This is a genomic window from Armatimonadota bacterium (assembly GCA_017303935.1).
Lineage (GTDB): Bacteria > Armatimonadota > Fimbriimonadia > Fimbriimonadales > Fimbriimonadaceae > JAFLBD01.
This window is the reverse complement of record JAFLBD010000002.1, coordinates 162,942-183,561: the sequence shown is the minus strand read 5'-3', so window position 1 is coordinate 183,561 and position 20,620 is coordinate 162,942. Positions and strand designations below refer to the sequence as shown.

Sequence of the window (20,620 nt, the reverse complement as noted above, 5' to 3'; positions counted from 1 at the left end):
ATTGTCATGGCAGATATTCAGGAAATTAATCGGATCCTAAAGGATCACCAGGAAACCATTGCGGCCACGTTCGCAATCGCAGAAGAGATCGGCAAGGCCGCGGACATGGTGGCCGAATCTTTGGCTAATGGCGGCACGATTATGCTTTGCGGGAACGGCGGCAGTGCTGCTGACGCGCAGCATATTGCGGGCGAATTCGTCAGCCGGTTCTTCATGGAGCGGCGGGCTCTTCCGTCTTTGGCACTACACACAAACACCACAGTGATGACAGCCATCGGCAACGATTACAGCTTCGATGTCGTTTATTCGCGCCAAGTGGAAGCCCATGGCAAACAAGGCGATGTGTTGATCGCGATCACCACCAGCGGAACCAGTCCAAACATTTTGCGAGCGGCAGAAAAGGCCCGCGAAATGGGGATCAAAGTGATTGGATGGACTGGCAACAAGCAGTCTCCATTCCCGGCGCTGTGCGATTTGTGCTTGCAAGTGCCTTCTCCGGTCACCCCGCGTGTTCAGGAGATGCATATTTTGATCGGACACATCATCTGCGAACTCGCTGAAAAACAACTCTGTGGCCCAAAGTGAAGTTCTCCTGCTCGCCGGCGGGTTCGGAACCAGGCTCGGCGAGCTAACGAAGGAAACCCCCAAACCGATTCTCTCGGTCGGGGGTGTGCCTTTTTTGGAGCATCTGCTTTGGAATCTGAAGCGGCACGGACTCAAGCGAATTCTAATTTCGACCGGATACCTCGCCGAGAAAGTTGAGCAAGCGCTCGGTGACGGTTCTAGGTTCGGCCTGGAGCTGGATTATTTGGCGGAAGACCAACCGCTCGGTACAGGTGGGGCCACGAAGTTTGCTGCGTCCCGTTTGGCGGAAGAGTTCTTCGTACTCAACGCCGACACGCTGTACGATTGCAACCTGTGGGAAGTCTATCAAGCTGCGAAACTCCCGTGGGCAAAGGCCGGCATCGCGATGCGGAGAGTGGACGATGTCTCGCGCTATGGAGAGGTGATTTGCGATGGCCAGCGAGTGACCAAATTTGCGGAAAAATCGCGGTCCGGACAGGGGTACATCAACGCCGGAATCTATAATTTGAATCAAGAATTGGTCGCGCGGTTGCCCGAAGGCAAGTGTTCGCTGGAGTCGAATCTCTTCCCAGATCTGGCGAGTGAAGGGGTGCTTGCGGCGGTACCTTCCGATGGCTTCTTTATCGATATCGGATTGCCGGAAACTCTGGCTGAGGCGAATCAATCTGTGCCGCAATGGCGCAAGAAGAAGTGTGCTTTCTTTGATCGTGACGGAATATTGAACGTCAACACCCATCACACGCACCGGTGGGAGGATTTTCAACCTGTTCCCGGAGCGTTTGAGGCAGTGAAGCTCCTCAACAGCCTCGGATACTTGGTAATTGTCGTCACAAACCAAGCCGGGATCGCCAAAGGCAAGTTCACTGAGGAGCAATATCATCAGTTTATGGATCGCCTTGCGCTCGAGATGCGGGAACACGGTGCGCATTGGGATGCGGCGTATTTTTGTCCCTATCATCCGACCGAGGGCATTGGCGAATACCTGCTGGATTCGGAAGACCGAAAGCCAAAGCCAGGAATGATCTTAAAGGCGATGCGAGATTGGGAGATTGATCCGAGCGGAAGCTTTTTGATTGGCGATGCAATCACAGATATCCAAGCGGCGGAAGCTGCCGGAATTCCGGGCTATCTCTTTACTGAGGGAACTGTGCTCGATCTCGCCAAAAAGGCGATTAGCGCTTAGAATTGCGCATATCTTTCAGGAGCGCGAGCCCGCCGGGAATGTAGTCAATGAGATATCGCTTCCAGAGTCGTCTCGGCTCGGTGCACAGCCTGTAAAACCATTCCAGGCCATTGCGCTGCATCCACTTCGGTGCTCGGCTCGTATATCCCGCGAGGAATTCGAACGAGCCACCGACGCCAATGAAAGTAGTTTCAGGCATCTTTGCCATAAGGGCATCGATAAGCTTCTCTTGCTTTGGTACCCCGAGTGCAACAAACACTAGAGATCGATCTTTGATCTGGCTGTAAAGGCTTTCGATGAATTCTTCATCGAGTTTCACAAATCCATCGAAAACAAACCAGGGATCGCTCGGGTTGAGCCCTTCTTTAGTGAGAGCAAGTTTGGGGTCCTTCCCACCGATGATCGCCGTGTTGGCAGGCGATACTTTGTGGAGTAGCGCCTGAGTGAGATCGGAACCAGTAGCGCGTTCGAGGTCTTTAAGCGCAGGGTTTTTCTTCTTTGCCCCCCAAACCAAGGGTTGACCATCGGCAACAGTTACGGTTGCACGTTTGATCAGAGTGGCAAATTCAGGTTCTCGAATGCCTCTGGCTACCAAATCCAAGTTCAGAGCGAGAATCCAACCGCCTTTTTTCTGCGCGACTCGATCGAGGACATATTGAACAAGTTGATCGTGGCTGAATGGATTGATCTGATAGCCACAGACTTCAACGGGAGTGGATTCTGCTGAAAAACCGCCCGATGAAATCTCAGCGACTCCATTTGGCTGGTCAGTTTGGCTTACCTCGTGATCCATGTTCAGCTTCATCCGAAAACAACAGAGGAGCGACCTCGTTGGTTCAATACATAGGCGCAAAAATAGCCTAAATCCGTGCAAGGGTGCGTCCTCTCCTCAATTCAAATTCTCGTTCACCTTCACCGGCGAACATGAGCACCCTTGCGACAATGATATTTTAGTCTATATTGGTCCGAGGATCAAACAGCATTTTTCGGGCCAATGAGCGAAGGCACAAGAAATCTGTTGATGTTGCGTGGAGTTACCAGAACCCTGGAAAGAAAGAATGGCTGCGGGACTAGGATTCGAACCTAGACCGACGGCTCCAAAAACCGCTGTCCTGCCCTTAGACGATCCCGCAAGCGCAACGCAAAATATACCCGAACTAGCGCACGTCAAGCTAAACTAGTGAAATGATTCAAGCGCGATTGTCCAAAGTGACCGATGCCATGAATTCGGCGAATGTGGATGTTCTTTTTCTTTCCTCGCCAGCATCAATGGGCTATCTGGCCGGATTTTTTGAAGATGGACACGAGCGATTGATGGTTTTGGCTGTTCGATCAAGCGGCGAAACGGCTCTCATCTGCCCGGCGCTTAGCCATTCTCAGGCAGAGAGGTGCGGGATCAAGCAGATTCAAAGTTGGAAAGACGGGGAAGATCCAATGCGACTTGTCGCCAATCTCGCCAAAGAATGGAGTCTTGACCGAGCCGTCATCGGAGTTGATGCCGAAATGCGCGCGGATATTCTGCTAGGAATTCAAAATGTGTTGCCGGCCGCGGCCTATCACTCTGCCGAAAAGTGCGTTGCGGCTGCCATGTCCACCAAAGATGACGAAGAACTGGATGCGTTAAGGCGAGCTGGGGCCGTCGTCGACGAGGTTTACCGTGAACTTCTTAAAGAACTCGGGCCCGGAATGAGCGAGGTGGCAATTGAAGGCATTATTCGCAACAAGGTTCTCGCCAAAGGTGCCAAGCCGACGTTCTGCATTGTTGGGACAGGCGCTGGTAGCGCCGAGCCGCACCATTTGAACGGTGACTCGCTGACAGCGGTCGGAGAATTGCTCTTGCTCGATTTTGGATGCGAGGTCGATCACTATCAGGCCGATATCACGCGGGTCGTGGGCATTGGAAATTGTGGTGAAGAAGCGCGGCACGTTTACCGAGTCGTGTTTGAGGCGCATCGAGCGGCAAAGAATGCAGTTTCGATCGGGACGCCTTTGGCCGAAGTGGATAAGGCCGCCCGAAAAGTGATCGAAGATGCGGGCTTTGGAGAGTTCTTTACGCACCGAACGGGGCACGGTATCGGAATCAGAGGGCACGAACAGCCAAACGTCTCCGCGGACAATGCCACCTTACTGGAACTGGGGCATTGCTTTAGCATCGAGCCCGGAATCTATTTGCCCGGGAAGTTTGGTGTCCGTTTAGAAAACATCTACAGTTGTGGAGCGAATGGTGCGATCAGTAAAAACGAAGAGTTCGAGGAAGAACTCCTCGAACTCTAAGCTTTGACGGCCCAATTAGGTCTGGATTAGTTGGACTTCTTGTTTCGTCGGCGGGCAACGAGTGCTGCTGTGCCGAGACCAAGAGCAGTCATCGTGCCTGGTTCTGGCACTGGCTGATCGTTGCCACCGTTTCGAACAGTGATCGCAGCCGCTGCTGGGATGATGGCCAACCAGCCGAGGTTATCGCGTCGTCGTGAAGCGACTTCCGTTGGAGGCTCTGGAGTTTGGGTTACGGTTGGAACCATCGGTGCCATGTCCATGCTCACGTTGCTGCTGACGATTGGCTGCGAAGGAATAGTCGACATCGCCACCAGTTCATCGTTAGCAGGAGCTGGAGTTGCAGCAATCATGTCCGACATGGTTGCTCGCTTTGGACCTTGGCCGAATGGGTTACCGCAAACTTCGAGCAGGATTGGCTCGCCCATCGAGTCTTCCCAGACCAAGCTGTTTTGCTTTACCAATTGAGGAGTAGCGTGGATAACGCCATCCTTTGGCACGCCATAGATCGAGTAAACGCCAGTCTTCTTTGCGCGGCCAAGCTTGAGGCTGCCGACGTAAGCAAGAACTTCTTCGCGGCTCATGCTGTAGTGGCGCATGTATCGGTCCATGACCACTGGCTCGCTGGAAATCTGCTTAATAAGTTCAGCCTTGCTCTTGGCCGGCCGAATCAAGAAACTGTTGCGTGGCATCGCCATCGCGCTGGCAACGCTAAGCGCCACCATCATCGTTACACCTAATTTCATCGCTTTCATAAATTTAATGCTCCGTCAAAGGACAAACCAATCACTGCAAAGAATATACCAAATTCGACACTACCCGTCAAAAAGTTGTTCCAAAACCCGTACGTTTACGTGAATAGTATAAGGATTTTCAGTTCAATAGTCTTCAAAAGCAAACGATTCGTTATGCTGTGCTCGCTCGATCAGTTCGATCGCGTCTTTCGCAGCAGACTGTTCAGCTTCCTTCTTTGACCTCCCAATTCCGATTCCCAAAACCTCATTATCGACGATAACACTCACAGCAAACCTTCGTTCGTGAGAAGACCCGCTATCATCAGTAAGACGATAATAAGGCATGGTTCGCCACCGACTTTGAACAATTTCTTGCAATCGGGACTTAAAATCGGTTGGATTAACATCGCCCCCAGAGATAGTTTCCAGAAATGGATGCAATTGCTCCAAGACAAACCACCGGGCTTTTTCTAATCCTGACTCCAAGAAGATGCCTCCGATCAATGCTTCGAAAACATCCGCAAGGATCGATGGGCGTTGTCTGCCTCCGGTGAATTCCTCGCTTGCACTCAAGATCAAGAATTCTCCCAATCCCAATTTGGTAGCAGTTTCGGCAAGCGGAGCTTCTTGCACAACATAACTCTTTGCTTTGCTGAGCATGCCCTGATCCCAGGAAGGATGGTGCTCATAGAGATAGTGCGCAATGATTAAGCCCAATACAGAATCGCCAAAGAATTCTAGACGTTCATAACTTTCTGCAACGGAATCAGTCGCAGCGGACCGGTGGGTCATCGCAAGTTTGAATAGCTCTTCGCTTTTGAGTGGAATTCCCTTTGGGATTTTCATGCTTGCTTCGCCAGAAAATTCTTGATTCTTTCGACTCCCTCTGCGATGAGGGTCTGATTGGTCGCGTAGCTCATTCGGATAAAGCCCGGCGCCATGAACACGCTTCCAGGCACGGTCGCCACATGAGCGTGTTCCAGAATCGTAGAGGCAAGTTCTACATCCGTTTGCCCAGGCAGTAGCGACTTTTGGACATCGACGAATGCGTAAAATGCACCGCTCGGTACATTCACCGAGAGATTTGGCACTTCATTAATCAACTTCACGATCAGGTCGCGTCGTCGCTGGAACTCTTCGCGCATAGCTACGACTTTTTCATCTTGCATTTTGAGTGCCGCAATCGCGCCAGCTTGCGCAAAGCTCGTTGGATTGCTGGTCACTTGATCCTGCAACATCCCGATCGCCTTCGCAATGAATTCTGGGGCGCCGATGTACCCGATTCTCCAGCCAGTCATGGCAAATGTCTTGCTGCATCCGGCCACGGTAATGGTCTGATTGTAAACGTCTTGGCTGAGGGCGGCGATGCTTTGGTGCTGCTTGCCATCGTAGGTCAGCCGCTCGTAGATCTCGTCTGTGATGATCCAAAATCCGCGCTTAAGCGCCAGGGCAGCAATCGTCTTTAGGTCATCACGTTCGAGGATCGCGCCGGTCGGATTCGAAGGGCTGTTGATGATGATCGCCTTGGTATTCGAGGAAACAGCGGCCTCTAATTGCTCCAGCGTCGGGCGAAACTGATTTTCGGCGTTCGTCTGTACAACGACTGGAGTGCCGCCGGCGAGCAAAATTTGATCCGCGTAGGTCATCCAGTACGGTGCGATGAGAATGACTTCATCACCTGGATTGACTAGAACTTGGAGCGCGTTATAGATCGAGTGCTTTGCGCCGCAACTCACCACGATTTGCGCGGGATCGTATTTGAGTTTGTTTTCGCGATAAAACTTTTCGGAAATGGCCTGGCGTAATGCCGGGCTACCTGCGCTTGGGCCATATCGAGTGTCGCCGGATTGGATTGCGTGTATGGCGGCATCGCAGATTTCAGATGGAGTATCGAAATCCGGTTCACCTGCACCGAACGAAATGACGTCAATCCCGTTTGCGGACATCGCCTTCGCCTTTGCGGTGATCGCAAGAGTGGGGGACGGCTTGATAGCCTGCATTCGGTTTGCCAGCGCAAGATTGGTCACGTTCGGGTCATATTACCCGTGGGGATGAATCTACGAACAAAGTCACCTAGATATTGGGCAAGCGTGCTCGCGCTAGTTCTATTGGTAACGTTCGTTGTCGTAATCATTTCACCTGGCCGCAGCACTCTGAGCCTCACAGAGTTCTTCAACGCCCTGTTCTTGCGGTTGCCGGCACAAGATGGAGCCTATTCTATTCTTTGGGATTTGCGGCTACCCCGTGCGATCTCATGCGTTTTGGTTGGGGCGATTCTGGGAATCTGCGGATGCGCCTTCCAGCTACTTTTTCGAAATCCGCTCGCAGAGCCGTTCGTCGTCGGCGTTTCTGGTGGCGCGGCGCTGCTTGGCGCGCTAGGATTCTCGGTAGGGCTCACGACCGGCATTGCCCTCGAACTCGGGCAAATTCTGACTTGCGTGATTGGAGGGTGCTTGGCGCTAATGGTGGTGCTGGGATTGAATCGCCAGTCGGATCGGGCCAGTAAAGACAATTTGATCTTAACTGGCGTCGTAGTCGGAACGGTGCTTTCTAGCCTCCTGACGCTCAATATCTACCTGCGCGGATTGAACTCGGTGCAAGTGATAGGCTGGCTTATGGGATCAATCTCGCCAGCATTTTGGAGTCGAAATCTGGTGCTTGCCCTACTCCTTGCTGCCGGGTTTTGGGTGATCATGCGGGAATCAAGAAACATCAACACTCTGGCAATGGGTGACCTAAGCGCAGTGAGTTTGGGGGTCGATCCAAATGGTGTCCGTGCTCGTATTCTTTTGACCGGAAGTATCTTGGCGAGTGCTACCGTCGGAGCCGCAGGCATTATCGCGTTCTTGGGGTTAATCTCGCCGCATTTTGCTCGGTCGTTGGTGGGACCAAATTCCAGGCAATCGGTGCCAATTTCCGCGTTGATCGGAGCGATTTGTCTTTTGTTCGCAGATTTCCTGTCTCAACGACTGATCGAAGGACAGGAAATCCCCGTAGGTGCGATCACCGCGATTTTAGGCGCGCCGATGCTGTATTTCATTCTCAAGAATCGGCGTTAGGCCACATGCAGATGCCCTGCACGCTGTTCACCAAGATCATCCAGGAACACCACTCGAGCGACTTCGTCGAATGAAGTCATTCCAGAAGCCACTCGTTCGAGAGCGTCAGTTTGCATTGGAACGTATCCCACCTTGGTTGCTTCGGCGAGAAGCTGATCCACCGGTGCCCCAGCAGCGATCATCCGTTGCATCGCGGAATTCACCGGCAGGAGTTCGCCGACGGCAATACGGCCGCGGTAGCCCGTGCCAAAGCAATGGCTACATCCTTTTGGTCGATACACACGGTGGACGGCTCGGCCAAGATGTGAGAACAGCACCGCCGACTCTTCCTCAGCTGGAACATCATCGACTCTGCATTGGGTGCAGAGGCAACGTACCAATCTTTGCGCCAGCACGCCGATCAACGAAGTTCCGAGCAGATATTGTGGTACTCCGATATCTCCCAGGCGCGGAATCGCGCTCACCGAATCATTGGTATGGATTGTCGAAAGCACTAGGTGCCCGGTCATACTCGCCGAAATGGCCACCTCGGCCGTCTCTTTGTCCCGGATTTCACCCACAAGAACGATGTCTGGATCTTGACGCAAGATTGCGCGGAGCTGAGTCGCAAAAGTCAATCCAACTTTGGTGTTGACTTGGGATTGGTTAATTCCTTCGATGTCGTACTCGACCGGATCCTCGCAAGTCATGATATTCCGGTGGTCGTCTTTGACTTCGTTGAGTGCGGCATATAGCGTGGTTGTCTTACCGCTTCCAGTTGGGCCAGCGACCAAAACCATTCCATACGGCTTATGAACCACGCGCCGGAAGGCGTTTAAGTTGTGTGCAGAAAATCCGAGTTCTTGCAGATTCTTGAGCGTAGCAGCGCGGTCCATGATTCGCAAGACCACCCGTTGTCCATGGTGATTTGGAATCACACTGACGCGAAGATCGATATCTCTTGAATCGACTCTCGCTGCGATTCGACCATCTTGCGGCATTCGGAACTCGACGATATCAAGTTCCGCCAGAATCTTGATTCTGGCGACGACCATCGGCAACAGTTCGCGCGGAAACTCTTGGAATTTGGCAAGTTGACCGTCGAGGCGAAAGCGAACATCGACTCGGTTCGCCCGTGGTTCGATATGGATATCGCTCGCCAACATCCGCACAGCATCCGAAATGATTTGGTTGACCAAACCAACGACTGGTCGCGTGTCGATCTCGGCAGCCTCCAACTCGTCTGATTCGAGTTCGTCCTTTTCGCGAATCTCGAGCATCGCTTGCTCGATCAAGCCGTGGACCGATGTCGCCTCACGTTGCCCAGAATGGATGGCTCGAATTGCTCTTTCAAGCGCGGTTTCGCTTGCAAGGACGGGTTCAATCCGCATGCCAGAAAGTTCTTTCGCTTGGTCGATCGTGACCAAGTCGCGGGGATCGGCCATCGCTAAGAGCAACAGATCGCCACGAATCTGGACTGGCAAGATGTTCTTATCAACGCAGAATTCGCTAGGCAGTTTGTTCAGCGCGTTTGCTTCTGGCGTGTCGGTCCGCAGGTTCCAAGGAGCAACACCAACTCGCGCAGCAAGCATTTTTAGCAGTTGATCCTCCTTCACAAAGCCCATCTTGACGATGAGATCGGTGATGGATTCGTCCGAATAACGCTGAATTTCCCTCGCTTGCTGTAATTGCGACTTAGTGACAAGCCGGTGTGCCAGCAAAATGCTCTCGATGTTCTCGCCTGATTTCCCCACTGATAACCCCGTATCTGTTTTGCCGGAAATGAGGTGGTTACTAGGCTAGTGCGATTACTTGTTCTGGCATACTTGGTGGCATGAGTCTCGAAGAACTCATCCGGTTAGGTGACCCGGCGGCATTGGAGTCTGCTCTAGAGAACGATCCTGAGCTTGCTAACCAAATGGTGAATGGAGTGAGCGGCCTGTTGACGGCGCTGTACTACCGGCGAGCCGATTTGGCTGGGTTAATCCAGGTGAAGAAGTCCAACTTATCCATATACGAATCAGCAGCCTTGGGGGCATTGGATGAGTTGAAGGCTTCCACCTTCGCAGACAACATTGACGCTCCGCAAGGTGACGGGTTCAACGCTCTCCAATTGGCTTCCTTTTTCGGGCAGCAGGAGGCCGTGAATTTTCTGCTTGACCATGGCGCAAATCCCAACTTGAAGGCAGAAAATGCCATCGGATCCGCGCCAATTCATGCTGCTTTGGCCAGCGGTTATGTAGGCATTGCTCGCACACTGGCATCGAGAGGAGCCGACGTCAATCTCTTGGGAGGACAAGGATTCTCCGTTTTGCACTATTGCGCCGAACTTGGGGATGCCCAGTTAGCCGCAGAATTCCTTGAACAGGGCGCGGACCCACGAGCGCTTACCGATGAAGGTCTATCGGCAAGCGACTTGGGGCGACAAGTCGGTCACGATGAAGTTTCCAAAGTGATCGACGCCTGGATTCAACCCATCTGACTGGCGCTTTCGGCGGCGGGCAGCGATGCAAAGAAGTCCTGATAGAACCGCTTTAGATAGCTATCCAGCAATTCTGTCGTGCGGTCATAGTCAGGTGATGCGAGGATGAGCCCGGCATGTTGCTTCTTATCGAGCTTCCACTTCACCTCCGGATCGTTGTAGCGGCTCATGTCCGGATGAGTCTGTTGCGCTAGGGTGGCAAGCAGAGCTCCATGGTTCTTTGCGGTCCGCTTGGTTTTCACCTTCTTCGGATTTTCCGCGCATTCGAGCTTGGCCCATTCGACCCAGAGGTTGACGCCAGTGCTAAATTCGACAAGTTCGGCGATGTTTGCCCCGCCGACTCTGGCAGAGGTTTCGAGGAAGTACACCACTCCGTCATCTCCGACGATGAACTCGGTGTGAGAAACCCCATACTTCAAGCCGAGGCCAGTCATGATTTTTTGATTGACGGCAAGAAGATTCGTTTCCAATTCTGATGCCGGCATCACCGTTCGTGTTGTAAATACACGTCCACCATGAAAAACTTCCATCGGAGGAGTCCCATATTCGCTTGCACAGGCGAAAGTCACCTTGCCCTCGACGATCACGCTGTCGACGTGGCAAATTTTTCCGGGGATATATTTTTCGATCAGGAATTCGTCGCGAGTATCACCCAACGAATGCAGCACATGCCACAGCTCATCAATATTCCCGACCTTTTTGATGCCGATTGCGTTCGCCTGCAGCCTGGGTTTGATCACCCACGGCGCCGGTACAGATTGCGCAAATGCGTTGACTTCGCCATCGTTAAAAACGGCGCTAAATGGGGGAACAGGGATTCCGGCATCCTTTGCGCGGCCCCGCATCGCTAGCTTGTCCCTGAAGTTTCGCGCGGTGGTCTCACCCATTCCTGGAATTCGAAGGTGCTCGCGCAGCAATGCTGCCTTTTCGACATCAAAATCATCCAGAGCTACGATGCGATCAATCTTTACTGATCGGGACAAGTAGCTCACTGCTTTGACCATGTCGCGAAGGTTCCATTCCTTGTTCGGATCTGGCAAGAAGAAGATGTCGTCGATCGCATCCATCGGCCAAGGAGAATGGCGCAAGCTCTCGCCGGTCAACAGCATCACACTATAGCCTTGGCGGCGACATTCTCTTAGGAATTCGAACCCTTTTTCATAACTCGTCAAGCAAAGAATGGATTTAGATTTGGATTTGTCTGCCATGGATTTGTCGGTCTCCATTCGCTCAACAACGCTGGCGAGCAATTTCCTATCGTACCGCTAAGTCGCCAAAAGCTGGAAAACGCAACGGCGTTCGGTCTTGAAGCTACGTCCATTCGAGAAATGGTAAAGGCAAAAATACTCACAGAATTCATTGGCACGTTTTTCCTGGTACTTACTATCGGGATGGTCGTTGTGGGTGGTGCTTTACCGACTTCGGTGATCGCCATCGGATTTGCGCTCGCGGTGCTGGTCTACATGGGCGGGCATGTCTCGGGCGCACACTACAACCCGGCCGTTTCTTTGGGATTATTCTTGTCTGGCAAAATGTCCGCTTCTGAGTTCGGGCAGTATGTCGTGGCCCAGCTATTGGGTGGATTTGCCGGTGCCTACGGGAGTTATTTCATAACCGGCAAGACGTTCGGTCCTGCCCCAGCACAGACGGCGAGCATCCCTCAAGCACTTTGTGTCGAGATTTTGTTCACCTTCATGCTGATGTTGGTGGTGTTCAATGTCGCAGTTCATGAAAAGACAAAAGGAAATAGTTTCTACGGATTGGCAATCGGCGGGACAATCGTCGCTGCTGCCTATGCTGGCGGTCCGATTTCTGGCGGAGCGTTCAACCCTGCGGTCGGAATCGGCCCAAATCTGCTGAACATGATGATCACCCAGGCTCCGATTTCTCACATTTGGATCTACATCGTAGGACCATGTATCGGCGCAGTCGCGGCCGGTGCGGTCTACAACATGCAGCGCGAACCGGAAGCTTAGTAGCCGCCATAAAATTGTGCGGCGCAATCGATGTTGGGCCGCACAAGATATGCAAAACTTCTTAACAAGATGAAGAGGTTGTTAACGGTCTACTTGGCCGCGGTTGCAGTTGGAATTTGCGCTCAATCTATTCCTGTATCTCAGCAAAAGAAGCTCGTTCTGAACAGCCACACGCTGCAGGTCAAGGCTTTGAAAAACAAGTCTAGGGCCGTGACTCAGAAACTGGGTGATCTCGCTCAGTCTGGGAATATGCCGACCAATGACGAAGCCCTCGAACTCATGCGCGGAATGCTCGATGAACTCCAAGAAATCAATGACCGAATGGAGCGGATTGAAGCAGAGCTGGCTTCACTCAAGGCTAAGAATGACCAGCTTGAACAAAAGGTAGCCACAACCTCCAAGGCAACTGAAGCCAATTCCAGGTTCAAGCCAAGTGCCTACGCCCAGTTTCAATACATCGATTCGAGCCGAAATCCCAACCAAGGCGGGGTCGGTTCCTCCCCAAACAATCGGCACGCGTTCGACCTCCGACGACTCCAGATCGGTGGGACCTACTCAGTAGACCCTAGGGTGAGTCTCAAATTCTCTTTCGACGGAAGTACAAACAACGGTTCGACCCGTGGAAACGGCTTCGAACTGCGCGATGCGGTTCTGACTTACATCGCCGATCCAAACAAGGCAAGGTTGACTCAAGTCGTCGCAGGGCAATTCCAGGTGATGATGGGCTATGAAAGTGATCGGTCGGCAGCACTGCGAGAATTCCCAGAGCACACCACTTTCCACCGCAAGATGTTTGAAGGTGAGCGGATTCGCGGTGCTTATATCAGCCGGAAATTGAACCCGGAAGTGACCGGAATCCTCGGCGTGGGAGGTTCGATGGCAGTCCGCGATCCTGAACAAGTTTCGCGCGATTACATGCCGTCGGGCTCGGCTGCGGGATTTGGTAGCCTCCGGTATGAAAAGCAAGGTCTGAGTGCCGGAATTACACACTTCCAAGGAGACCGACCAGCAACCGGATTTTCGACAACTGGGACGCAGGTGAATCACCCGGCAATCCATCGTCAATTCACTTCTGCAGACCTTTCTTACAGCGGGCTCTTGGATTCAAAGTTGACACTTCGGGCAGAAGCGATTATGGGACAGGATCGCATCCCAGCCAGCGGTCCAGCCGCCACGCCAGATTCTATTCGCGAAGCGAACCCGGTCAGCGCGTACCACGTTTTTGGAGCGTACACGTTGAGCAGTTCGGGCCAAATCATCGCTCGCTATGGCATCTTTGACCCGAGCACCAGATCGGGAGCGATCAATGCGATCCAAGAATTCGGCTTAGGCTATCGCTACAGCTTTGCACCAGGATCGACTCTCACTTTGACCCGTGAGTGGTTCCACGATAACGGCATCGTTGGCGCATCGAGGAACTACCAAGTCACCACCCTGAGGTATCAGATTCGGTTCTAAGCCTCTAGAGTGTAGATGTGCTCGACGGCCCAGTCTTCTTGGCCATCCGGGTGAATATTTGTCATCAAAAGGTGAAGTTCAGTCGGGCTCACCTTTTTGAGTTCGGTGCGCCATCCCCAATCTGGGCCCTCGCCAGCAGGATAGGAGCCTTGTACAACGAATCCGTGCTCGGTGGTCTTCCCTTCGCAAATCATCAAGTGTGGTTGTTGGTGGAACGAGTCGCCCCACGCCATCGTGACCTTACCGTCACCAATTGAAACAAGCATCGAGCCGCCCTGTTCGCCCTCGTATTCCCAGGTGTAGTCGATCTTGACGAACTCGCCCCCGCCCCCAGCCGTTGCGGTCAGCGTCGTCTTGTATTCGATGATGTTGATCGGCTCGCCTGGCCAGGTCAAGTTCAATCGACCCGGGCCGCTAAATTTGCCTGCCAAAAGGGCGACAAGTTCTTTGTTCGTCATTACTCGCCAAGATTACACGGAATCGCGCAAGTGGTTACGGGAATTGTGGCGCAGGCAAAATCTTTGTCTTGACTTCGCCAAACCCAATTCGGAAGCCATCGCCTTGGCAGAAAGCTCGAATCGTGAGTTCGTCGCCATCGTGCAAGAACGTGCGTGTCTCACCAGTTGAATGCAGAGTGATTGGCTTCTGTCCGCGCCAAGTTAGTTCCAAGAGCGAGCCGAAACTATCCGGTTCCGTGCCGGAGATTGTGCCCGTGCCGTAAAGGTCACCAGGTTCGACGGGGGTTCCATTGCTGCATTGGTGAACAAGCTGTTGCCGGAATGACCAGTACAAGTGCTTGGCGTTTGAAAGACAAATTCGCTCGGGCTGGTCCATCTTTTCGGTTTGCAACCAGACTTCGAGATGGATGTCGTACACGCGATTGCCCGATTCGGCGAGATAAGGAAGCGGAGCGGGCTCTTGCTCTGTGCCCGGGACTCGGAATGGCTCCAAAGCGTCTAACGTGACGACATATGGGCTGATGCTTGTGGCAAAGCTCTTGGCCAAAAACGGACCGAGCGGCTGATACTCCCATCGCTGGACGTCGCGTGCAGACCAGTCGTTGACGATATTGATCCCGATGATGGATTTATCGGCGTCATCCATGGTCAGGGGTTCGCCCATCCGGTTTGGAGATCCGGTGAACAAGCCCATTTCGAGTTCAAAATCGAGTTCTTTAGACGGTCCCCAGCTTGGCATTTCATCATTCGGACCTTTGGTCTGACCGTTCGGCCGGACTATCGGCTCGCCGCTGATGACGACCGAAGATGCTCTGCCGTTATATCCCACCGGTATGTGACGATAATTTGGGAGAAGTGGCGGCTGATCTGGGCGGAACATCATGCCGACATTGCTCGCGTGGTTGATCCCGCTGTAAAAATCTACAAACTGCCGGATGTAGAACGGAATCTGGAAGGTGACGTCCGCAACTGGAATTAACAACTCTGATTGAAGAGCGTGGTTTTGACCTAGAGCTTGGTTGCCCTCCATAAACAGGTTGTACAGAGATTCTCGAAGCTCAGCGCGTTCGGTATGGCTCGAAAAAGCGAATGCGGTGGACTCCCAAACTGCGAAATCAGGGCGGAGCAAGCCTGCATTTTGCAATGCCTCCAAGCTCACCACGAAGTCGCCAATCCGCGTATAGATGGACTGGAATTCATCCCCCTCCAAGCTGCAATACGGCAAGTTTTGGATTGGAAAATTGGAGTCGTTTGCGCCTGGAACCCAGGATTTGGCGGAAGAAGGGATGATAAACATGGTTATGGTAGGAGATTGGCAGGAGCTAAGTTGGCGTGGATCAAGTCTTCGAGCGGTTCGGTCACCGAACACGATCCCCATGAGACCACGAGTTCTCGTGAAGATTCGATATCGTCGAGGCTGAGTTCAAAATCTTTCCAACCTGCGCCCTTTTCGGTAAACCAGAACTGCTTGAGGTCGAGTTCTCCGATGATCTTAGAGATTTCGGTGCGGGTGAGGTCATGAACCTGGGCGAGGCAGGATGCCATCAACAGATTGATGAATCCGTGCATGGTGACTCCATACTCAGGTGCCTCAGTTCGGAAAGGATGGTGCAACCCCGCAGTGAACTTGAAAGGCACATCCAGCGACACACACTCATGAATAAATTGAGTGATTGTTTCGATAGTTGGAAATGCGCTTGCCTCTAGGCCACCGGTGCGGAGCTTCGCGCCGATGACTTCAAATTCCACCATTTGGTGAATTGCGTCGAGCATGGAATCGTTCTGAGGCACTTCGACGAAAATGTCATCCTGCAACGAATCCGACATCGCTTTGAGGACCTTTGACCTTCCTGATCCCAGCTCGCCTTTAACTTCGTATCCGGTCACGCAAGCTCTGCCCGCCGCAGACTCTTCGAACTGCTCGATCAGGTCAAGATCACGAGAGAAATTCTCGAGCGACGTACCAATAACAGAAATTTCCCAAGGGTTGTCAGTGGTCGCAGAATCGTGCTCCAAAAGTTGTGGCAACCAATGGATGGGGCAAACAAATTTTCGCACGAGCCACGCGTAAGGCTCATTTCGAATCGCGGCATACTCGGTGCATGCGCTGGCCATATCGAGTGCTGCCGGAGGAAACAATCCAGCGTAGTCGATAGCTTGATCGAGAAGCAGGCGAAGCGATTTGACCACGCGTACAGGGTACCAAATCGTCTCAGCGGAGCGTTGGTGGACGCAAAAAGTTCATCCGCATCGAATGGCAAATCGCAATGGCGAGCGCGTCGGCAACGTCGTCCGGCTTTGGAGGTTTTTCTAAGCTAAGTAGCCTGCAGACCATGAACTGAATCTGCTTCTTGTCGGCTGCTCCGGTTCCCACCACACTCTGTTTGATTTCCGGCGGACTGTATTCGGTCCACTCTAGTCCGCGCTGACTGGCGGCCAAGAGCACTACTCCAAGAGCTTTGCTGACGTCCATCGCGGTCGTTTTGTTGACGGTGAACAGCAGCCGTTCTGTGGCAAGAGCATCTGGCCGTGTTCGATCGAGCAGTTCATTGACCTGATCGTGGATCAGCCTCAGGCGGTCTGGCAGATGAATCCGCGGAGTCGAGATCAACCCGTATTCGATCGGGGTCAACCGGGAGCCGGTCTTCTCGACGAATCCATAACCGATTCGTTCCAGTCCCGGGTCGATTCCGAGAATTTTCATGCGCGTTTGAACCTGCGCAGAAGCTCATGTTTGCCCATAGTAATCGTGATAGGCCGACCGTGTGGGCAAAGGTAAGGGTTCTCCGAATCAGCGAGGTCAATCAGGAGTCGTTCCATCTCGGCCATGGTGAGCTTGTCGCCAGCCTTGATCGCCATTTTGCAGCTACACATGACCCAAATTTGCTCGCGGGCAGACAGGCCCGAAGCCCCCCCACCATCCAGAATCTCATCCATAAGGTCGCGGATGACCAGGCCGGGGTCTTGTCCTTTTATGGCAGCAGGAGCCTCGCGTACGAGCACGCTGGACGCGCCAAAGAACTCAAATTCGAAGCCAGTTTGAGAGATTTCCTCCTGCTTTTCGGCGAGCAATTCGTACTGACGCCGGTCAAGCTCCACCAAAATTGGGGTCAACAATCGTTGGCGTTCTACCGCTCCTTGGCCTCTGGCAGCACGGATTTTTTCGAACAGGATTCTCTCGTGAGCGACGTGCTGGTCGATGATCAATATGCCTTGAGAGTTTTCGGCGACGATAAAAAATGCGTCAGCAGTCTGGCCGATGACGCGCAGGCCGTCTAAGAACTTCTCCTTGAAGCTTTGGTGTCCGAAGCTAAGGTTTTCGGTCGGGTCGGCGACGATCGAGCCGGAAAATGGACTCGCGGTGAGGCCAGTTTCAAAGGTCCCAAAATGGGTCGGCATCCCAAAATTGAGCGATGGCGCGACACCTGTTCCGACGCCGATGGCCTCATTGGCGCGGATCACTGCGCTCATGTCTGGCATCATTCCGCCTTGAATGAGAGCGTCCTTGATTCCGGATCGCACAGCATCAAACACCACACCTTCGTGGGCGAACTTACACTCGCTTTTGGTGGGAGAGACGTTCATATCCACCTTGGCGGGATCGACGTCGATCAGCAAGAGCACCACTGGGTACCGCTTTTCGGGAGTGATCTGCCGGTAGGCGGTATCAATCGCGGCGAATAGCCCGCGATTTCGCACGGGTCTCCCGTTGACGTAGAACCACTGTTGAGAGCGGGTGGGGCGTGTAAAGTGCGGCGGAGAAACGTATCCTCGAACCCGAATTCCATCGCGGTAGGTTGAGATCTCGGCGAGGCCGCGGGCGGTTTCTCGGCCCCAAACCGCGGAGATCGCGGAAAGAAGGTCCCCATCGCCCATGGACTCGAAGATCACGTTATTCCCATGGACGAGCCGGATGGCGACTTCCGGAAACGCCACCGCATACTTGGAGGCGATTTCGGTGATCGCGCTGAGTTCGGTTCCAGGTGATTTGAGGAACCTTAGCCGAGCGGGAGTGTTAAAAAATAGGTCCTCAACGGTGATGGTGGTACCACGAGGTCCGGGTGCGCGCCTGGATTCTTGGGGCGTCCCTCCTTCCACTGGCAAAATGAACCTGGTGCCGTCTTCTTCGGCAGTGCTCAATTCGAACCGGCTAACGGACGCGATCGACGGAATTGCTTCACCACGGAATCCCAAGCTCGTAACCTTGTGAAGGTCTTCGACGGCGCGGATTTTGCTTGTGGCGTGCCTTTGAAGAGCGGCAATGGCATCTTCTTCGCACATCCCATGCCCATCGTCGGCAATTTTGATGAGGCGCGTACCGCTTTCTTCCAGCTCTATCGTGATCCGTTTTGCCCCGGCATCGAGCGCATTCTCGAGCAGTTCCTTGACCACGCTTGCCGGGCGTTCAACGACCTCACCAGCCGCGATCTGGTTAACGGTTTGTGGATCGAGGAGCTTAACGCGCATTGTCAATATTGTGTTAGACGTATTTGAACCCAAAAATACAGGGTGACCACTGAAAGTTTGCGGGGAATGTGCCGATATTTCTCATTGTAGCTTGAGGCAAGGCCTTATCGACGAGAAATCGTCGCGCCAAGAGCTAGGATCGCGCGAGAAATCCAATGTTTGTCATTATCGGAATCGTTCTAGGGATTGTGTGCATTATGGTGGGCTACACCATGCACGGCGGCCAGATTGGCGTGCTCATCCAAGTCACCGAATTTATCATCTTGGGTGGCGCGGCTCTTGGAATTTTTATTGCTTCCAACGGCAAAGATGGCGTTCAAGCCACGATCAAAGCCGGACTCGGGGTTCTCAAACCAGATCCCTACACAAAGTCTGCGTTCATCGATCTCCTTAAGATGATGTACCAGCTGTTCAACGTGGCCCGAAAAGAAGGTCTTTTGGGGCTGGAAAAGCACATCGAGACTCCAGCTGAGTCCGACATCATGAAGAAGTTTCCTTCCTTCATTTCGAATCACCACGCCAGCGACTTTCTTTGCGATACGTTGAAAGTGATTTTGACGGGTGCGGTTGGTCCTCACGACCTGAGCGAGATGATGGAATTGGACCTCGAAATCGCCCACAAAGAAGCGCACCGGCCAGCGGAAGCAGTTCAGACCATTGCAGACGCGATGCCTGCTGTCGGAATTGTTGCGGCGGTTCTTGGTGTGATTATCACGATGGGCAAGATTGGAGGCGAAGCTTCCGCGATCGGCCACTCAGTTGCTGCGGCTCTGGTGGGTACGTTCTTGGGAATTTTCTTGGCCTACTGTATTTTCATGCCGATCAGCAAGGCAATGGAAGCCAAATTGTTCCCGGAAGAGCAGTACATGAACTGCATCCGATTTGCTCTGTTCAGCTTTGCTCGCGGCGAATCGCCAGTGACTTGTATCGAGTTTGCACGGCGAAACATCGCTCCTGCGCTGCGACCTGGATTCACTGAAGTTGAAAAGGCAGTGAAGGACAAGGACGCCGCTTAACCTGAAGGATTAGCTTATGAACGAAGGCGCACCTATTATCATTAAGAAGAAAAAGGTCTCCGGTCACGGCCATCACGGCGGTGCCTGGAAGGTTGCCTATGCTGACTTTGTGACGGCAATGATGGCTTTCTTCTTGGTGATGTGGATTATGGGTATGTCTGCGGATCAGCGCCAGCAGGTTCAAGGCTATTTCAACGACCCTCAAGGATTTATGAAATCGGTCCCGAAGGGCGCGCCGAACATTACACCGAGCGGTGGGCATCGGGCATCGCAGCTTTCTGCTTCTGCCGCCGCAACTCGCAGAAAGGAAGAAGAGCAGGAAGAGCGAGAAGTCGAACAAGTCAGAGAAAACATCAAGGCGGTCCTTTCGAAGGGTGCCAACGATGCTGACATCTCGGTATTGATCAAGAACATCGAAGTGACTCTGACCACTGAAGGGCTCGAAATCGAATTTGTTGAAGGGAAAGGAATGGTGTTCTTTGAAGTGGGTTGCGCAAACATCCGCCCGCAAGCAAAGAAGTTGATTTTGGAAATCGCGCCGTTGCTAGCCAAGTCTGGTCGAATCATGATCATTGACGGCCACACAGACGCTCGGAACTATACAGGCTTGGGGTACGACAACTGGGATCTGTCGGGTGATCGTGCTCTTGCGGTCCGAAGAGTTTTGCGCCAGGGCGGTGTACCTGCCAATCAAGTTTCTGCCGTGCGGGCCTTTGCAGATACGCGGCTCAAGTTCCCCGACGCCCCATTGGATTCGCGAAATCGCCGGGTGACTGTGATGCTGCCGTTCAAACGCATGCAACAAAGCGTTGTGAACGATATTCCGCACGATCAGATCGATCCAAAGGATCAAGCGATCTTTGCAAAGCCTGAAATCGTGCCGGAAAAGCCAGCGAAATTTACTACTGGGCAAAAGCAACCGGTAGAAAATCACTCGGGCCACTAAATACAG

20 protein-coding genes and 1 tRNA gene are annotated in these 20,620 nt (G+C 53.0%); 9 read left to right on the top strand and 12 right to left on the bottom strand.

Features of this window, described 5'->3' with window-relative positions; translation table 11 throughout:
- The first annotated feature begins 6 nt into the window (after positions 1-6).
- Both J0L72_05500 and J0L72_05495 read left to right on the top strand, forming a co-directional pair.
- Complete coding sequence (locus tag J0L72_05500) at positions 7-585, top strand: D-sedoheptulose 7-phosphate isomerase (protein MBN8690231.1); 579 nt, start codon at positions 7-9, stop codon at positions 583-585.
- On the top strand, positions 572-1,768 hold the full coding sequence (locus J0L72_05495) for an HAD-IIIA family hydrolase (GenBank protein ID MBN8690230.1): 1,197 nt from the start codon (positions 572-574) through the stop codon (positions 1,766-1,768). Before J0L72_05500 ends, J0L72_05495 begins: the two co-directional genes overlap by 14 nt.
- Here the strand turns inward: J0L72_05495 and J0L72_05490 are convergent.
- Positions 1,758-2,561 (bottom strand): WecB/TagA/CpsF family glycosyltransferase, encoded by an 804-nt coding sequence (locus J0L72_05490; GenBank protein ID MBN8690229.1) that lies wholly within the window; start codon positions 2,559-2,561, stop codon positions 1,758-1,760. The two genes, J0L72_05495 and J0L72_05490, sit on opposite strands and share 11 nt — an antisense overlap.
- Before the next feature lie 266 nt (positions 2,562-2,827).
- A tRNA-Gln gene (locus J0L72_05485) sits at positions 2,828-2,901 on the bottom strand.
- 52 nt (positions 2,902-2,953) lie between these two features.
- Between J0L72_05485 and J0L72_05480 the strand changes: the two genes are divergently transcribed.
- Positions 2,954-4,042 (top strand): aminopeptidase P family protein, encoded by a 1,089-nt coding sequence (locus J0L72_05480; protein ID MBN8690228.1) that lies wholly within the window; start codon positions 2,954-2,956, stop codon positions 4,040-4,042.
- 26 nt (positions 4,043-4,068) lie between these two features.
- On the opposite strand, the gene J0L72_05475 is transcribed toward J0L72_05480, so the two are convergent.
- From J0L72_05475 to J0L72_05465, 3 genes are all read right to left on the bottom strand, one after another.
- Positions 4,069-4,785 (bottom strand): PEP-CTERM sorting domain-containing protein, encoded by a 717-nt coding sequence (locus tag J0L72_05475; GenBank protein MBN8690227.1) that lies wholly within the window; start codon positions 4,783-4,785, stop codon positions 4,069-4,071.
- A 132-nt stretch (positions 4,786-4,917) separates the two neighbouring features.
- On the bottom strand, positions 4,918-5,619 hold the full coding sequence (gene rnc, locus J0L72_05470; protein ID MBN8690226.1) for a ribonuclease III: 702 nt from the start codon (positions 5,617-5,619) through the stop codon (positions 4,918-4,920).
- On the bottom strand, positions 5,616-6,773 hold the full coding sequence (locus tag J0L72_05465) for a pyridoxal phosphate-dependent aminotransferase (protein ID MBN8690225.1): 1,158 nt from the start codon (positions 6,771-6,773) through the stop codon (positions 5,616-5,618). The genes rnc and J0L72_05465 overlap by 4 nt, the downstream gene beginning before the upstream one ends.
- A 51-nt stretch (positions 6,774-6,824) precedes the next feature.
- Between J0L72_05465 and J0L72_05460 the strand changes: the two genes are divergently transcribed.
- Positions 6,825-7,832 (top strand): iron ABC transporter permease, encoded by a 1,008-nt coding sequence (locus J0L72_05460; protein MBN8690224.1) that lies wholly within the window; start codon positions 6,825-6,827, stop codon positions 7,830-7,832.
- Here the strand turns inward: J0L72_05460 and J0L72_05455 are convergent.
- Positions 7,829-9,565 (bottom strand): type II/IV secretion system protein, encoded by a 1,737-nt coding sequence (locus tag J0L72_05455; GenBank protein ID MBN8690223.1) that lies wholly within the window; start codon positions 9,563-9,565, stop codon positions 7,829-7,831. The genes J0L72_05460 and J0L72_05455 overlap by 4 nt on opposite strands.
- 80 nt (positions 9,566-9,645) lie before the next feature.
- Here J0L72_05455 and J0L72_05450 point away from each other — a divergent pair, with 80 nt between their 5' ends.
- Positions 9,646-10,293 carry an ankyrin repeat domain-containing protein gene (locus J0L72_05450; GenBank protein ID MBN8690222.1) on the top strand — a complete coding sequence of 216 codons (648 nt, stop codon included), beginning with the start codon at positions 9,646-9,648 and terminating at the stop codon, positions 10,291-10,293.
- Here J0L72_05450 and J0L72_05445 read toward each other — a convergent pair.
- Complete coding sequence (locus tag J0L72_05445; protein MBN8690221.1) at positions 10,281-11,501, bottom strand: ATP-grasp domain-containing protein; 1,221 nt, start codon at positions 11,499-11,501, stop codon at positions 10,281-10,283. The two genes, J0L72_05450 and J0L72_05445, sit on opposite strands and share 13 nt — an antisense overlap.
- Positions 11,502-11,621: 120 nt before the next feature.
- On the opposite strand from J0L72_05445, the gene J0L72_05440 reads away from it, so the two are divergent.
- Both J0L72_05440 and J0L72_05435 read left to right on the top strand, forming a co-directional pair.
- Positions 11,622-12,269 carry an aquaporin gene (locus J0L72_05440; protein MBN8690220.1) on the top strand — a complete coding sequence of 216 codons (648 nt, stop codon included), beginning with the start codon at positions 11,622-11,624 and terminating at the stop codon, positions 12,267-12,269.
- Positions 12,270-12,338: 69 nt separating this feature from the next.
- Positions 12,339-13,727 carry a hypothetical protein gene (locus J0L72_05435; GenBank protein MBN8690219.1) on the top strand — a complete coding sequence of 463 codons (1,389 nt, stop codon included), beginning with the start codon at positions 12,339-12,341 and terminating at the stop codon, positions 13,725-13,727.
- On the opposite strand, the gene J0L72_05430 is transcribed toward J0L72_05435, so the two are convergent.
- The 5 genes from J0L72_05430 to mutL are packed head-to-tail and all read right to left on the bottom strand — an operon-like array spanning position 13,724 to position 18,652.
- Positions 13,724-14,185 carry a DUF1579 family protein gene (locus tag J0L72_05430; protein MBN8690218.1) on the bottom strand — a complete coding sequence of 154 codons (462 nt, stop codon included), beginning with the start codon at positions 14,183-14,185 and terminating at the stop codon, positions 13,724-13,726. The genes J0L72_05435 and J0L72_05430 overlap by 4 nt on opposite strands.
- 34 nt (positions 14,186-14,219) lie before the next feature.
- Positions 14,220-15,482, bottom strand: a complete 1,263-nt coding sequence (gene fahA, locus J0L72_05425) for a fumarylacetoacetase (GenBank protein MBN8690217.1) — start codon at positions 15,480-15,482, stop codon at positions 14,220-14,222.
- Between the two features lie 2 nt (positions 15,483-15,484).
- Positions 15,485-16,375 (bottom strand): hypothetical protein, encoded by an 891-nt coding sequence (locus J0L72_05420; GenBank protein MBN8690216.1) that lies wholly within the window; start codon positions 16,373-16,375, stop codon positions 15,485-15,487.
- 22 nt (positions 16,376-16,397) lie between these two features.
- The gene (ruvC, locus tag J0L72_05415; protein ID MBN8690215.1) at positions 16,398-16,889 is read right to left on the bottom strand and encodes a crossover junction endodeoxyribonuclease RuvC; all 492 of its coding nucleotides are present in this window, start codon (positions 16,887-16,889) and stop codon (positions 16,398-16,400) included.
- Positions 16,886-18,652, bottom strand: a complete 1,767-nt coding sequence (gene mutL / locus J0L72_05410; protein ID MBN8690214.1) for a DNA mismatch repair endonuclease MutL — start codon at positions 18,650-18,652, stop codon at positions 16,886-16,888. The genes ruvC and mutL overlap by 4 nt, the downstream gene beginning before the upstream one ends.
- A 155-nt stretch (positions 18,653-18,807) precedes the next feature.
- Between mutL and motA the strand changes: the two genes are divergently transcribed.
- Both motA and J0L72_05400 read left to right on the top strand, forming a co-directional pair.
- On the top strand, positions 18,808-19,668 hold the full coding sequence (motA, locus tag J0L72_05405; protein MBN8690213.1) for a flagellar motor stator protein MotA: 861 nt from the start codon (positions 18,808-18,810) through the stop codon (positions 19,666-19,668).
- Between the two features lie 16 nt (positions 19,669-19,684).
- Positions 19,685-20,614, top strand: coding sequence for an OmpA family protein (locus J0L72_05400; protein ID MBN8690212.1), 930 nt, complete (start codon positions 19,685-19,687; stop codon positions 20,612-20,614).
- Positions 20,615-20,620 lie beyond the last annotated feature (6 nt).